At 60.8% G+C, this 15,199-nt stretch carries 13 protein-coding genes; 2 read left to right on the top strand and 11 right to left on the bottom strand.

Features of this window, described 5'->3' with window-relative positions; all coding sequences use genetic code 11:
- Positions 1 to 13: 13 nt before the first annotated feature.
- Both GBC55_RS24030 and GBC55_RS24025 read left to right on the top strand, forming a co-directional pair.
- Positions 14 to 1,432: an aminotransferase gene (locus GBC55_RS24030; protein WP_162440391.1), complete on the top strand. Its 1,419-nt coding sequence runs from the start codon at positions 14 to 16 to the stop codon at positions 1,430 to 1,432.
- Positions 1,429 to 2,337 carry a helix-turn-helix transcriptional regulator gene (locus GBC55_RS24025; RefSeq protein WP_162440390.1) on the top strand — a complete coding sequence of 303 codons (909 nt, stop codon included), beginning with the start codon at positions 1,429 to 1,431 and terminating at the stop codon, positions 2,335 to 2,337. The genes GBC55_RS24030 and GBC55_RS24025 overlap by 4 nt, the downstream gene beginning before the upstream one ends.
- A gap of 158 nt (positions 2,338 to 2,495) precedes the next feature.
- Here the strand turns inward: GBC55_RS24025 and paaZ are convergent, their stop codons facing one another.
- The 11 genes from paaZ to GBC55_RS23970 all read right to left on the bottom strand — a co-directional run.
- Positions 2,496 to 4,565 (bottom strand): phenylacetic acid degradation bifunctional protein PaaZ, encoded by a 2,070-nt coding sequence (gene paaZ / locus GBC55_RS24020; RefSeq protein WP_247266986.1) that lies wholly within the window; start codon positions 4,563 to 4,565, stop codon positions 2,496 to 2,498.
- Positions 4,566 to 4,626: 61 nt separating this feature from the next.
- Positions 4,627 to 5,880: an OprD family porin gene (locus GBC55_RS24015; RefSeq protein ID WP_162440986.1), complete on the bottom strand. Its 1,254-nt coding sequence runs from the start codon at positions 5,878 to 5,880 to the stop codon at positions 4,627 to 4,629.
- Positions 5,881 to 5,911: 31 nt separating this feature from the next.
- Positions 5,912 to 7,558: a cation acetate symporter gene (locus GBC55_RS24010; RefSeq protein WP_162440987.1), complete on the bottom strand. Its 1,647-nt coding sequence runs from the start codon at positions 7,556 to 7,558 to the stop codon at positions 5,912 to 5,914.
- Entirely contained in the window at positions 7,555 to 7,863 is a 309-nt protein-coding gene (locus GBC55_RS24005; RefSeq protein ID WP_162440988.1) for a DUF485 domain-containing protein, read from the bottom strand. The genes GBC55_RS24010 and GBC55_RS24005 overlap by 4 nt, the downstream gene beginning before the upstream one ends.
- Positions 7,864 to 8,042: 179 nt before the next feature.
- A complete protein-coding gene (gene paaE / locus GBC55_RS24000) occupies positions 8,043 to 9,119 on the bottom strand; it encodes a 1,2-phenylacetyl-CoA epoxidase subunit PaaE (protein ID WP_162440989.1) in 1,077 nt (358 codons plus the stop codon).
- Between the two features lie 33 nt (positions 9,120 to 9,152).
- A complete protein-coding gene (gene paaD / locus GBC55_RS23995; RefSeq protein WP_162440990.1) occupies positions 9,153 to 9,686 on the bottom strand; it encodes a 1,2-phenylacetyl-CoA epoxidase subunit PaaD in 534 nt (177 codons plus the stop codon).
- Positions 9,673 to 10,434, bottom strand: coding sequence for a 1,2-phenylacetyl-CoA epoxidase subunit PaaC (gene paaC / locus GBC55_RS23990; protein ID WP_162440991.1), 762 nt, complete (start codon positions 10,432 to 10,434; stop codon positions 9,673 to 9,675). The genes paaD and paaC overlap by 14 nt, the downstream gene beginning before the upstream one ends.
- A gap of 8 nt (positions 10,435 to 10,442) precedes the next feature.
- Positions 10,443 to 10,724 (bottom strand): 1,2-phenylacetyl-CoA epoxidase subunit PaaB, encoded by a 282-nt coding sequence (gene paaB, locus GBC55_RS23985; protein WP_003208899.1) that lies wholly within the window; start codon positions 10,722 to 10,724, stop codon positions 10,443 to 10,445.
- A gap of 28 nt (positions 10,725 to 10,752) precedes the next feature.
- Positions 10,753 to 11,742 carry a 1,2-phenylacetyl-CoA epoxidase subunit PaaA gene (paaA, locus tag GBC55_RS23980; RefSeq protein WP_162440992.1) on the bottom strand — a complete coding sequence of 330 codons (990 nt, stop codon included), beginning with the start codon at positions 11,740 to 11,742 and terminating at the stop codon, positions 10,753 to 10,755.
- A 1,427-nt stretch (positions 11,743 to 13,169) separates the two neighbouring features.
- On the bottom strand, positions 13,170 to 14,495 hold the full coding sequence (paaK, locus tag GBC55_RS23975; RefSeq protein ID WP_162440993.1) for a phenylacetate--CoA ligase PaaK: 1,326 nt from the start codon (positions 14,493 to 14,495) through the stop codon (positions 13,170 to 13,172).
- A gap of 99 nt (positions 14,496 to 14,594) precedes the next feature.
- Positions 14,595 to 15,199 (bottom strand): acetyl-CoA C-acyltransferase (locus GBC55_RS23970; protein ID WP_247266985.1); only part of this gene is annotated, 605 nt, incomplete at its 5' end.

Below are 15,199 nucleotides of genomic sequence, written 5' to 3'. Positions count from 1 at the left end.
TTGAGGTTTTCGTATGGCCACTCCAACCCAGCACATTTTGTCCGCCGCCGAAGAGGCCCGCCTGGTCAAGGCAGACAAGGCTCATTACATGCACGGCTATCACATGTTCGACGAGCACGCCGAGCAGGGGTCGCTGAACATTGTTTCCGGCGACGGCGCCTACATTTTCGACACCCAGGGCAATCGTTTTCTCGACGCCGTAGGCGGTATGTGGTGCACCAATATCGGTTTGGGGCGTGAAGAAATGGCCCTGGCCATTGCCGATCAGGTCCGCCAGCTCGCTTATTCGAATCCGTTCTGCGACATGTCCAACAGCGTGGCCATTCAACTTTGCGAAAAACTCGCCAGCCTGGCGCCCGGTGACCTTGATCACGTATTCCTGACCACCGGCGGCTCGACGGCGGTGGACACTGCCTACCGGCTGATTCAGTACTATCAGAACTGCCGCGGCAAGCCGGAAAAGAAGCACATCATTGCCCGTTACAACGCCTATCACGGCTCGACAACGCTGACGATGTCGATCGGCAACAAGGCCGCCGACCGTGTCCCGGAATTCGACTACGCCCACGACCGTATCCACCATGTCTCAAACCCCAATCCATACCGCGCACCGGATGGCATGGACGAGGCGCAGTTCCTGGAGTTTCTGGTCAAGGAGTTCGAAGACAAGATCCTGGCCATCGGCGCGGACAAGGTCGCGGGCTTCTTCGCCGAGCCGATCATGGGCTCGGGCGGGGTGATCATTCCGCCCAAGGGCTACCTGAAACGTATGTGGGAAGTCTGCCAGCGCTACGACATCCTGTTCGTCGCCGATGAGGTGGTCACTTCCTTCGGGCGACTGGGCAAATTCTTTGCGTCCTACGACCTGTTCGATGTGCAGCCCGACATCATCACCACGGCCAAGGGCCTGACGTCCGCCTATCTGCCGCTGGGCGCCTGCATCTTTTCCGATCGCATCTGGAAGGTCATCGCCGAACCGGGCAAGGGCCGCTGCTTCAGCCACGGCTTCACCTACAGCGGGCACCCGGTGTGCTGCACGGCGGCGCTGAAAAACATCGAAATCATCGAGCGCGAACAGCTGCTGGAACACGTCGATGTCGTCGGCGCTTATCTGGAAGAACGCCTGGCGACACTCAGCGATTTGCCGTTGGTGGGCGATGTACGCTGCCAGAAATTCATGGCCTGCGTGGAATTTGTCGCCGACAAACGCACCAAGGCGTTGTTTGCCGACGAGATCAACATCGGCGAGCGGATTCACTCCCGGGCACAGGCCAAAGGGTTGCTGGTGCGGCCGATCATGCACCTCAACGTGATGTCGCCGCCGCTGATCCTGACGTGCGCCCAGGTCGATGAGATCGTCGAGACCCTGCGCGTGTGCATTCTTGAAGTGGCCGCCGAACTTCAGGAAAGCGGCCAGTACCAGGGCCAATGACTTCGTCAGCCAGGCTTTTACCGGGGGCCGGCTCACCCGCTAGACTGCGGGGTATGAGCAAACCAAACGACGATACGTTGATCGCCTTGCCCTTCGGGGCACTGCATAAATGGCACGGGCAAATGCGCGAGGCATTTGCCCGTGTCGATGAGCCCGACGCGCTGCACTACCTGGCGTCAGCGTTCGAGCACCTGGTCGGCATCGAATCGGTGATGATCAGCCTGGAACACAAGGACCGCCCACCCCAGTTGCTGTATCAACGCGGTATTGCCGAGCAGTATCAGGTGTCGATCATCGAGCGCTATTTTTCCGGGGGGTATCTGCTTGATCCGTTCTGCCTGGCGGTGGAACAGGATTTGGCCCAAGGCTTTTACCACCTGGAGGAAATCGCCCCGGATGACTTCTTCGACAGTGAGTATTACCGCACCTATTACTTGAAGGCGGGGTGTTCGGAGGACAGCTATTACATCGTCAACACGGGCAACGAGACGAAGATTTCGGTGAGCCTGTTTCAAGGTTTCAGCAATGAAAGCCTGCGGGTCGATCAACTGAACCTGCTGCGCGCCGTCGAACCCCTGGTAAGCGAATTCATCGGCGCATTCAGCCAGCGCGGCATGCAGCGCATTGCCGAGATTCAGTGCGTTCAAGCGGTGGGTGAAGGGGATGATCTCAAGCAACGGGTGCAGTGGGCTTTCGAGCATTTCGGCAGCGATTTGCTGACCGACCGCGAGCGGGAAGTCGCGCACATGGTGCTCAGGGGGCACTCGGTGAAATCCACCGCCAGCCAGTTGGGCATATCGCCAGAAACCGTACGCATGCACCGCAAGAACCTGTACCTGAAGCTGGAGGTGGGTTCGCAGTCGGAGTTGTTTGCGTTGTTTATCGAGTGGTTGCGTAAGCATTGAGAAGGGTGGTCGAGCACAGCCCAATGTAGGAGTGAGCCTGCTCGCGATGGCGGTGTGTCAGCTACCTTGATGTCGACTGACACACCATCGCGAGCAGGCTCACTCCCACATTTGATCTGCGGTTGACCACAACATCTATGGTCAACCAGAAGCGCTGATCAATCCTCGCGCTTAACCACCAACGTCAAAATGTCATAACTGGCCACCAGCTCACCCAACTGATTGGTCACCTCGACATCCCAGGCCACCACCCCTTGCGGGATACCCTGCGGGCTCTTCTTGCCCTGGTCGATCTTGCGTTTGCAGGTCAGGCGCGCCTGGATCGTGTCGCCGATCCCCACCGGATTGATGAAGCGCAGCGTGTCCAGGCCGTAGTTGGCCAGCACCGGGCCGACACCAGGGGATACGAACAGGCCTGCCGCCGCCGACAGCACGAAGTAACCGTGGGCGATGCGTTTGCCGAATTGCGATTCTTTCGCCGCGATATCGTCGAAGTGCATGTAGAAGTGATCACCGGACAGGCAGCCGAAGTTCACCAGATCGGCTTCGGTCACGGTGCGACGATGGGTCAGCAGCGACTCGCCAATCTGCAGGTCCTGGAAGTGCCGACGGAACGGATGCACTTCGGTTTCGATGACCTTGGCGCCCCGCACGTACTCACCGGTCACAGCCGCCAGCATGGTGGGCGAACCTTGCACGGCTGCACGTTGCAGGTAGTGCTTCACCGCGCGCAGACCACCCAGTTCTTCACCGCCACCGGCACGACCCGGACCGCCATGCTTGAGTTGTGGCAGCGGCGAGCCGTGGCCGGTGGATTCGGCGGCGGACTCGCGGTCGAGCACCAGCAAGCGACCGTGCCACGCCGCAGCGACGGGGATGGCCTTGGCGGCAATCTGTGGGTCCCTGGTGATCAGACTGGCCACCAGGCTGCCTTTGCCGCGAGCCGCCAGCACCAGCGCTTCATCCAGATCGTCATAGGCCATCAGCGTGCTGACGGGGCCGAATGCTTCGATGTCGTGGGCGCCCCCTTCGGCGTGCGGGTCGCGGGCTTGCAGCAATGTCGGCGCGAAGAATGCGCCTTGGTTGACGTTCTCACCCCGGGGTTCAAACCCGTCGCGGGCGCCGAACAGCATGTTGCTGCTTTGCAGCAGGCTTTCCAGGCGCTCAGCGACGTCTTTCTGTTGATCGTGGGAGGCCAGTGCACCCATGCGCACGCCTTCCACCGACGGGTCGCCGACCACGACTTTCTTCAGGCGATCGCGCAAACGGGTCGCGACCGCATCGATGTGTTTGGCCGGCACGATGGCGCGGCGAATGGCGGTGCATTTCTGCCCGGCCTTGGTGGTCATCTCCCGGGCGACTTCCTTGATGAACAGCTCGAACTCTTCGTCATCCGGGGTCACGTCCGGGGCGAGGATCGCGCAGTTCAAAGAGTCAGCTTCGGCATTGAACGGTACCGAGTTACGGATCAGGTTCGGGTTGACCCGCAGCTTGGCGGCGGTGTCGGCGGAACCGGTGAAGGTCACCACGTCCTGGCCTTGCAGGCGATCGAGCAAGTCCCCCGTGCCGCCGATGATCAATTGCAGGCTGCCGGCCGGAAGCAGGCCGGATTCGTCCATCAGGCGTACCACGGCTTCGGTCAGGTAGCTGGTGGCGCTGGCCGGTTTGACGATGCACGGCATGCCGGCGAGGAAGCTCGGGGCGAATTTTTCCAGCATGCCCCAGATCGGGAAGTTGAAGGCATTGATGTGCACCGCCAGGCCACCACGGGGCACCAGAATGTGCGTGCCGGCGAAGGTGCCCAGCTTGCTCAGTTGCAGCACAGGACCTTCGTGGACGATGTTGCCCGATGGCAATTCCCGGGAGCCAAGGCTGGCGTAGGTGAACAGCGTGCTGTTGCCGCCTTCGATGTCGATCCAGCTGTCGGCGCGGGTGGCGCCGCTGTGATGGGAGATCGCGTAGAGCTGTTCCTTGCGCTCGCTCAGGTACAAGGCCAGTGCCTTGAGACGCTGGGCTCGCTGTTGGAAATCCAGCGCCATCAGACCGCTGACGCCCTGGCGGCGACAGTGCTCGACGGCTTCGGCGAAGTCCGGACGCTCTTCGTGGGTGCGTGCGATTTCGTGGCCATCGATGGCACTGCGCAGCACCTGGGCACCGTGTTGGCCGATCCAGCGACCGGCGATGAAACTTTGCAGAGTAGGGGCGTGCAGTGTAGGTGAAAAGGACATCACGATTGCTCCAGATGATGTTGAAAAGGTCTGGCGCAGCCGCAGCCGCGCCATTCAGGAATTACCAGAGCGCCACGGTGTAACCGACGATCAGCCGGTTCTCATCGAGGGCGGTCGCCAAGCCATTGCCGGAACGAAAGGTCACGTTGCGCCAGCGCAGGCTCACGTCCTTGAACATGCCGCTCTGGATGACGTAGCTGATGTCGGTGTCGCGCTCCCGTTCGCGGCCGTTGTCGACGGTGCCTGCCTTGACGTTGCGACCATCGGTGTAGCGGGTCATGAAGGTCAGGCCGGGGATGCCCTGGGCGGCGAAGTCATAGTCGTAACGCAGCTGCCAGGAGTCTTCGTCGGCGCGGGTGTAGGTGTTGTAGGTCACCAGGTTGACCACGTACGGGTCGCCGCCGTTGAGGAACGGGAACGCACTGTCGCCGGACAACTGCTGGTAGGTCGCACTGACTTTGTGGGCACCGTGGGACACGGTGAACATGCTGTTGAAGTTGCGGTTATCGATGCGCCCGGCCCGCTCGGCACCGTCGCCGCGGCTGTCGAAATAACGCACGTCGCTGCGCAGATTGAAACCGTTGCCCAGCGGCTGGGTGTGCACCAGTCCGACGAATTGCTGGCGATAGATCTGTTCGAGCTTGCCGTAGTAGTAACTCAGATTCAGTTGCGGGCTGAAGGCGTAAGTGCCGCCCGCGAAGTCGAAGTGATCGCTGCTGGCGGCGCCATAACCGATGTCATCGTTGCTGGAGGAATCGCGCAGGTTGGCCTTGGTCAGGCGCCCGGCGTTAACTGTCAGGCCACTGATTTCCTGGCTGGTCAGCAAGCCGCCTTCAAAGGTCGAACCCAACAGGCGGGTGTCGTTGTAAGTCGCCACCGGCAGCAAGGGTTGCAGGGTGCCGAGCTTCAATACGCTCTTGGACACGCGCACTTTGCCGGTCAGGCCCAGCTCGCTGAACTCGTCCGCAGGTTCATGGCTGTTCGGGCCAAATGGCAGCAGGCCGGTGCCCCGTCGATCCGGGCTGGAGTCGAGTTTCAGCCCCAACTCCCCCAACGCATCGAGACCGAACCCCAAGGTCCCATCGGTGAACCCGGACTCGATGCGCGCAGTGAATCCCTGCGCCCATTCTTCAGCCTTGGATTGGGGCGCATTCTCCTGACGGAAATCGCGGTTGATGTAGTGGTTGCGCATCTCGATACGGGCCTTGCTGTCGCTGACGAAGTCGGCCATGGCGCTCGGTGCGACCATGGGCAGACTCAATGCAGCGGCTAACGAAAACAGTGATTCATAAGGAGCAGTACGTGCGGGCTTCATTGTTTTTATTCCCTGCCGTCAATCGTCGTTATTAGTGCTTGCTGGCGCCGGAGGCACCGATCCCGGTCATGGAGCGAATGAACTGCGCCAGGTAACGGCCGCGTTCAAGGGCTGCACGGGGTGAGGTGTCGGTGACGGAAAACAGCCAGGCGCTCAGGAAGGCCAGGCTCATGGAGAACAGTGCCGGGTTGGAGTACGGGAACAGGGCTTTTTCGTAGTGCAGGACGTTGACCCACACTGCCGGGCTCAGCACCAGCAGGACAATGGCCGAGATCAACCCTGCCAGGCTGCCGGTCACCGCGCCGCGAGTGGTCAGACCTTTCCAGTACATCGAAAGGAACAGCACCGGGAAATTCACCGAGGCGGCAATGGCCAGCACCAGGCCGGACAGGAACGCGATGTTTTGCGACTCGAACAGCAGGCCAAGGATGATTGCCAGAACGCCGATGCACAGGGTGGCGATGCGCGAAACGCGGATTTCCTGCTGCTCGGTGGCCTGGCCCTTGCGGATCACGCAGGCATACAGGTCGTGGGACACCGCCGACGCGCCGGACAAGGCCAACCCGGCAACCACCGCCAGAATGGTGGCGAACGCGACCGCAGAAATGAAGCCCAGGAACAGGTTGCCGCCGACGGCTTGCGCCAGGTGCACGGCAATCATGTTGCCGCCGCCGATGATCGCGCCGTTGGCATCACGGAACGTCGGATCGGTGCCGACCATGACGATCGCGCCGAAGCCGACGATGATCAGCAGCAGGTAGAAGTAGCCGATGAAACCGGTGGCATAGAACACGCTTTTGCGCGCTTCCTTGGCGTCGCTGACGGTAAAGAATCGCATCAGGATATGCGGCAGGCCGGCGGTGCCGAACATCATGCCCAACCCCAGCGAGATCGCATCGATCGGGTTCGACAGCAGCCCGCCCGGCGCCATGATCGCGGTGCCTTTGGCGTGCACGGCAGTGGCGCTGGCGAACATCGCCTCGGTACTGAAACCGAAATGCTTGAGCACCATGAAGGCCATGAACGTGGTGCCGAACAACAGCATCACGGCCTTGATGATCTGTACCCAGGTGGTGGCGAGCATGCCGCCGAAGGTCACGTAGAACACCATCAATACACCGACCAGCATGACCGCGTAGAGGTAATCGATGCCGAACAGCAGTTCGATCAACTTGCCGGCGCCGACCATCTGCGCCACCAGGTACATCAGGGCCACGGTGAGGGTGCCGAAAGCTGACGTCAGGCGCACCGGGGTTTGTTCCAGGCGATAGGAGACCACGTCGGCGAAGGTGTATTTGCCAAGGTTGCGCAGGCGTTCGGCGATCAGGAAAAGAATGATCGGCCAGCCCGCCAATACGCCGAGGGCGTAGAGCAAACCGTCGTAGCCGTTGAGAAACATCATGGCGGAAATGCCCAGGAAGGACGCTGCCGAGATCATGTCGCCGGCAATGGCCAATCCGTTCTGGAACCCGGTCATGCCACCGCCCGCGGTGTAGAAATCGCTGGCGGAACGGGTGCGCAACGCTGCCCAGCGCGTCACGCCGAGGGTGAACAGCACGAACACCAGGAACATGCCGATGGCGTTCCAGTTCAACGGGCGGGACGCGCCGTCAGCGGCAACCGCCAGGTCGGTGACCACTGCCAATGGCAGCAGGAACAAGGCCATAAGACGGCTCATTGCGCGCACTCCTGCTTGAGTTTTTCGTTGAGCGGGTCGATGACGTTGTTGGCGCGATAGACGTAGAAACCGGTCAGGGCGAACGCCATCAAAACGATGACCACGCCTACCAGCATGCCGACGGTGGTCACGCCCCCGCTCAGGGATTGGCCGAGGGTGGCGGGGGAGAAAGCCACCAACAGGACAAAGCCGAAATAAATCACCAGCATGATCAGCGACAGCGACCAATACAGGTTCTGTTTTCGTCGGACCAGCTGGATGAAGTCGGGATGCTGGCGAATGAGTTCTACGTCTTGTGGAGTCATGGCGCGCTCTCTGTTGTTGTTTTTGTTGTGGGGTGAAGCAGTAAATCGGGGTTAATCACATGACAAATTGTGGGAGCGAGCCTGCTCGCGATAAGGCCATCACCTTCAACATCGCGGGTGGCTGAACCACCGCTATCGCGAGCAGGCTCACTCCTACAGGGTTCCGAACGCTTGCGGAATCAAAGCTGATCGAAATCCAGCACCACTTTGTCGCTGATCGGAAAGGCCTGGCACGACAGGACATAACCGGCCGCTACTTCGTAGTCTTCCAGGGCGTGGTTGCTGTCCATTTCCACCTCGCCTTCGATGACCTTGCACTTGCAGGTCGAGCACACGCCGGCCTTGCAGGAGTAGGGCAGTTCGGCACCTTGGGCGTTGCCGGCATCGAGAATGCTTTGGCTGTTGCGCGGGAGGTCGAAGGCCAGGGCGCGACCGTCGCTGATCACCGTGATCTGGCTGACTGCGGCGTCCACCTGATGCGCTGCCTCCCGGGCTTCGCGTTTCTGCTGGCTGCCAGCGGCGGCGAACAATTCGAAGTGGATACGCTCCGGCGCCATGCCTTTGGCTTTGAGGCTGTCGCGTACGGTCTCGGTCATTTCCTGCGGACCGCAAATAAAGGCGGCATCCAGGGCTTTGACGTCGAGCCAGCGGGAGAACAGTTGCTCGCATTTCTCGGCGTTGATCCGGCCGTTGTACAGGTCGACATCCTGCTGCTCGCGGCTGAACACGAAGATCAGGTTCAAGCGTTGCAGGTAGCGGTTTTTCAGGTCTTCGAGCTGTTCACGAAACAAGGCGCCGGAGCTGGAACGGTTGCCGTACAGCAAGGTCACTCGGCTGTGCGGTTCGGTCTGCAGAGTGGTCTTGATGATCGACAGAATCGGCGTGATGCCACTGCCGGCGGCGACAGCCAGGTAGTTGCCATGGCGCGTCGGGTCGAGTTCGACGTGGAAGTGTCCGGCCGGTGGCATCACTTCCAGGCAGTGCCCGGCTTTGAGGTGTTCGTTGGCAAATGCCGAGAAGCGCCCGCCGACCACACGCTTGATGGCAATGCGCAGTTCACCGTCATTGACACCCGTGCAGATCGAGTAGGAGCGGCGTACTTCTTCGCCATCCATCTGGGTGCGCATCACCAGGTGCTGGCCCTGAGTGAAGTGAAAACTGTCCTGCAGGTGCTGCGGAATCTCGAACGCGATGGACACCGCGTCGCGGGTCTCGTTGCGCACGTCCTTGATGGTCAGGCTGTGAAATTTACTCATTATTGTTCTCCAGCTGGGACGGCCGATCGCCGCTCAGATGCACTTGAAATAGTCGAACGGTTCCAGGCAATCGCGGCAGCGGTACAGCGCCTTGCACGCGGTGGAGCCGAATTCACTGAGCACTTCGGTGTGCGTGCTACCGCATTGCGGGCAGGCGATCACCGGGCTGTCGCCGAGCAGGCTGCGTTTGCTTGTGCTGCCTTCGGGCGGCGCGATGCCGTAGGCGCGCAGGCGTTCACGACCGCTCTGGGTGATCCAGTCGGTGGTCCACGCCGGCGTCAATTTTCGCTCCAGCAGCGGCGCCTTGAAGCCGGCCAGTTCCAGCGCGTCGCGGATGTCGCTTTCGATCACTTCGGTGGCGGGGCAACCGGAGTAGGTCGGCGTGACCACCACGTGCAAGTGCCCGGCCTGCCAGTCGAGATCACGGACTATCCCCAGGTCGACCACGCTGACCACCGGCACTTCCGGGTCCATGACCTGGGCCAATGTCGCCCACGCAGCGGCCAGGTCACTCGGCTGAGCCGGCCGGGCGCCCTGGTCGCTGGCGATCAGCTCACCAGGTTGCATCGGGGTACGCTCGTGGCAGGAACTGCATCTCGGCCAGCAGGATGCCGAGGTGTTCGGAGTGCAGACCCTTGCGTGCATCCAGATAGAAATAGCTGGGCGCCGGGGGCACGGGCAGGGTGGCGCGGGCAAAGGTTTCGCTGACGGTTTTTTGCCAGGCGGCGGCGACTTCTGCGGTGGCCGGGATGATGCCGGCTTCGCACAGGCGGTGTTCGCTGTCGTCGGCGCTGGTCAGCTCGACCGTGAAGCGCCACACCTCGGGGATGGCCGCGAGCATGCGCGCGTGGCTCTCTTCGGTGCCGTCACCCAGGCGCTCGACCCACTCACCGGAGCGACGCAAGTGATAGGTCACTTCCTTCACGGCTTTGGCGGCGATCCCGGCAATGCGTTCGTCGCTGGACAGGGCAAGGCCGGTGAGCACTTGCAGGTGCCATGCGTCGTAAAGGAATTGCTTGAGAATGGTGACGGCGTAATCGCCGTTGGGTTGCTCCACCAGCAACAGGTTGCGGTACGCGCGCTCGTCTCGACGGAACGCCAGGTGATCGGCATCGCGACCGTCGTTCAGCAATTCGGCGGCGTATTCCAGCCAGTTGCGGGCCTGGCCGACGAGGTCGAGGCCGACATTCATCAACGCCAGTTCCTCTTCCAGCGCCGGGGCCTTGCCGCACCATTGGCACAGGCGCTGGCCCTGAATCAGAGCGCTGTCGCCGAGGCGCAGCAGGTATTCGATCAGATCAGTCTGGTTATTCATGGTCGACCTCACATGTGCCCGACTTCGGCCGGCAACTCGTAGAAGCTGGCGTGGCGATAGACCTTGTCGTCCGCTGGGTCGAACAGCGGGTCTTTTTCATCCGGCGAGGACGCGGTGATCAGCGCCGACGGCACGACCCACAGACTCACGCCTTCGCTGCGGCGGGTGTACAACTCCCGCGCGTTCTCGATGGCCATGGTGGTGTCGGCGGCATGCACGCTGCCGACATGCTTGTGGTTGAGGCCGTGCTTGCTGCGCACGAAGACTTCAAAAAGGGTCCATTCGGACATGACGGTGTCTCCAGATCAGGTGGCCGAATCAGGCGGCGTTCTTGTTTTGTTTTTTGCGAGCGTGGGCGACCGCGGCTTCACGAACCCAGGCGCCGTCTTCGATGGCTTTGCGGCGGGTGGACACGCGCTCCTGGTTGCATGGGCCGTTGCCCTTGAGCACTTCGTAGAACTCGCTCCACTGGATCTCGCCGAAGTCGTAGTGGCCGCGCTCGGCGTTCCACTTCAGGTCCGGGTCGGGGCAGGTGCAGCCCAGCAGTTCCAGCTGCGGGATGGTCTGGTCGATAAAGCGCTGGCGCAGTTCGTCGTTGCTCTGGCGCTTGATTTTCCAGGCCATGGATTGGGCGCTGTTGGGCGAGTGCTCGTCACTTGGACCGAACATCATCAGCGACGGCCACCACAGGCGGTTGATCGCGTCCTGAACCATGTCTTTTTGCGCCTGATTACCGTGACGCATCATGGTCAGGAGAATTTCGTAGCCCTGGCGCTGGTGGAAACTTTCTTCCTTGCAGATGCGCACCATGGCTCGGGAATACGGGCCGTAGGACGTGCGTTGCAACACCACCTGATTGACGATCGCGGCGCCATCCACCAACCAGCCCACGGCGCCCATGTCGGCCCAGTTCAGCGTCGGGTAATTGAAGATGCTGGAGTACTTGGCCTTGCCGCTGTGCAGCTTGGCGATTTCTTCGTCGCGGTCAGCGCCGAGGGTCTCCATGGCGCTGTAGAGGTAGAGGCCGTGACCGGCTTCGTCCTGAATCTTGGCCATCAGCTGCAGTTTGCGTTTGAGCGTAGGGGCACGGGTGACCCAGTTGCCTTCGGGCAGCATGCCGACGATTTCGGAGTGAGCGTGTTGGGAAATCTGCCGGATCAGGGTCTGGCGATAGGCATCAGGCATCCAGTTTTTAGCTTCGATCTTGATTTCTGAATCGATTTTTTCCTGGAAAGCACGTTCCTGTTCGGACATTTCCGACAGGTCCTTGATGCGCTTGACGCCTGTTTCTACGAGCTGTGCGTACATGGGGGGTCTCCCGCCGTGAATCTGTTTGTTGGCATGGAGAACTTTATAAGCGATACAGAAATTAATATCAAACAGAAAATAACGTGTCGTGTTTGTTTTTTGTATCGCTTTGGGGTGTAGGGTCTTGGGTTGGGGTGTTTTCGTAGGAGAAAAACCTGCTCGCGATGACGGCCTGATAGACGATGAGTATTCCCCTGATGCACCCGGATCAAATGGTGGGAGCTGGCTTGCCGGCGATGGCGGCCTGCCAGCCGACCTGACTTTCGAAGCGCACGCGTTCACCTGTGGGAGCCAAGCTTGCTCGCGAAGGCGGCCTCATAGCCGACAGGTTTCTTCCAGATGTCCCCGGATCAAACTGTAGGAGTGAGCCTGCTCGCGATGGCGGCCTGATCAGCGGTGAGATTCTTGCTGGAGTACATATCCATTCCTGCGGTCACGGCGGCTATTGGTTTCACCCTTACGGCGAGTCACTTGGAAGAGCGCCAAGTAACCAAACGCTCTTGCCCCTTTCGTCCGGTGCCTCGCTTCGGTCCTGCTCTGTGGGCCCGCCGCGATCGGCCATCCCTGGCCGTGCGCGGCTAACCCGGCATCCATGCCGGGTTGCCCACTGCGCAGAACCTGCGTTCGGCCTTCCCATGGGGCAAGAAGATCAAAATCAAAAGCAGATCAGAAGCCAAAGCGAGGCGGCCTGACAGCCGACCTGACGTTCAGGCGTTCCGCCGCTTAGCGTTGATCCTGGTTTTAAAAGGCAAGATCAAAAGATCGCAGCCTCGTTTCACTCGACAGCTCCTACATAGCGGCGTTTTCCCAATGACATTGCGTCATCGTTAACGTCCATCGCGAGCAAGCTCAGCTCCCACAGGGAAATGCGCGGGCCTCACCTATCAGGTCGGCTCTCGGGCCGCCTCGCTTTGCTTTTGATTTTGATCTCAGGCGCCCCGTTAAACCACGCTGGCCGAACGCAGGTATTGCGCAGCGGGTAAACCGGCAAGGATGCCGGTTTAGCCGCGCTGGGCCAGGGATGGCCCATCGCGGCGACCCGCGGAGCAATGCCGGAGTGAGGGCACACCGAGCCCAGGCGAGGTGCCAAGTGGTGGGGCAAGAGCGTTTGGGTTACTTTTGACTGGGCCGGCATTCCGGCTTTTCAAAAGTGACTCGCTGTAAAAGCGAAACCCATAGCGGCCCTGACCGCAGAAATGGATATGTACACCATCAAGAATCTCACCGCCAATCAGGTAGCCATCGCCGGCAGGCCAGCTCCCACAGTTTGATCCGGGTTCATCAGGGAAATACTTATCCGCTCTAAGGCCGCCATCGCTGGCAAGCCAGCTCCCACAGGGAAATCATTCGTTAAAAGGACCGAGCCAATAGCCGCCGCGCCCGCAAAAAAAAGCCCCGCAAGAGCGGGGCCGTAAAGGGTGCAGCAGTCATGCTTTAGGGCGTTTGTCCATCACGTGGCACGCTTTGCCCTCGGAGCGCTTGATCGAATGCAGAGGCTGCAAGACGATCCGCGAACTGATCCCGATGTACGTCTTGATATGCCGACTCAGCTCGCCACAGACGGCCTTCTGCTGATCGTCACTCAAATGCTGGTGCTCAGCCTTCAACTCCACATGCACATCAACGCTGTCCAGGTTGCCGTTGCGATACAGATGAATCTCATAACACTCTGAAAGCTGTTTGATTTTCAGCACCTGTTCTTCGATCTGCGTTGGAAACACGTTAACTCCGCGAATGATCAGCATGTCATCGCTACGCCCGGTGATCTTGTCGATTCGGCGCATCGGTCGTGCCGTCCCCGGCAGCAGGCGCGTGAGGTCGCGGGTGCGGTAGCGGATCATCGGCAGGGCTTCTTTGCTGAGGGAGGTGAACACCAGCTCGCCCATTTGTCCGTCAGGCAGCACTTCACCGGTGATCGGATCGATGATTTCCGGGTAGAAGTGGTCTTCCCAGATCGTCGGCCCGTCCTTGGTTTCCGCGCATTCCATGGCGACGCCCGGCCCCATGATTTCCGACAGGCCGTAGATGTCCAGCGCAGTGATGCCCAGACGGTTCTCGATGGCGCTGCGCAGTTCGCCGGTCCAGGGCTCGGCGCCGAAGATGCCGAGGCGCAGGGCCAGTTTGTGCGGGTCGATGCCCTGGCGCTCGATTTCATCGGCGATGTTGAGCATGTAGGACGGCGTGACCATGATGATGTCCGGCTGGAAATCCTTGATCAGTTGCACCTGTTTCTCGGTCTGGCCGCCGGACATCGGGATGACCGTGCAACCCAGGCGTTCGGCGCCGTAGTGGGCGCCCAGACCGCCGGTGAACAGGCCATAGCCATAGGAAATATGCACCTTGTCGCCGCGTCGGCCACCGGCTGCGCGGATCGAACGGGCGACGACGTTGGCCCAGGTATCGATGTCGTTCTGGGTGTAACCCACAACCGTCGGTTTGCCGGTGGTGCCACTCGATGCGTGCAGGCGGACGACGTCGTGCATCGGTACTGCAAACATGCCGTACGGGTAGTTATCGCGCAGGTCGGTCTTGGTGGTGAACGGAAACTTCGCCAGGTCTTCCAGGGATTTGATGTCGTCGGGATGAACGCCCAGGGCATCGAAACGCTGACGGTACAACGGCACATTGTTGTAGGCGTGGTTCAGGCTCCAGCGCAGGCGATCCAGCTGATGGTGACGCAGTTCGTCGACGCTGGCGGTTTCCAGCGGGTCCAGCATTGGATCAAGCACGGCTTTGGCAATTGGCATGTTCATGATTTCACTCGAATTGTTTTTGTGTTTCAGCCCTTTCGCAGAAGGGCTTTGAGTGCATGCCCCAAGGATACCTCTCGGCTCCTCGGGAATCGCGGTTCTTTAGTCGGACAAACGCTCGATGATCAGCGCGATGCCCTGGCCGACGCCGATGCACATGGTGCACAAGGCATAGCGACCGTTACGTTCTTCCAGCTCGTGCAGGGCGGTCGTCACCAGCCGCGCACCGCTCATGCCCAGTGGATGGCCGAGGGCAATCGCGCCGCCGTTGGGGTTGACCCGTGAATCGGTGTCGCTCAGGCCGAGTTCGCGCAGCACCGCCAGACCTTGTGCGGCAAAGGCTTCGTTGAGTTCGATCACGTCCATGTCGGCGAGGCTCAGGTTGGCCAGTTCCAGCACCTTGCGCGTCGCGGGTACCGGGCCGATGCCCATGATGCGCGGCTCGACACCCGCCGTGGCCATGGCCACCACGCGACCTCGGGCTTTGAGGCCATGACGCTTGGCGATTTCCGGGCTGGCGAGCAACAGGGCACAGGCACCGTCGTTGACCCCGGAGGCGTTGCCGGCGGTGATGCTGCCGCCTTCGCGAAACGGCGTGCCGAGTTTCTGCAGCTGCTCGAGGGTGGTGTCGCCACGGGGATGCTCGTCATGCTCGACGACCTTGGCCGGACCTTTGCGTTGCGGGATCTCTACCGCGACGATTTCCT

It is taken from the genome of Pseudomonas sp. TNT3 (genome assembly GCF_010095445.2).
GTDB lineage: Bacteria > Pseudomonadota > Gammaproteobacteria > Pseudomonadales > Pseudomonadaceae > Aquipseudomonas.
Note: the sequence above shows the minus strand (reverse complement) of the source record. Positions and strands in the feature narration are given on the sequence as shown.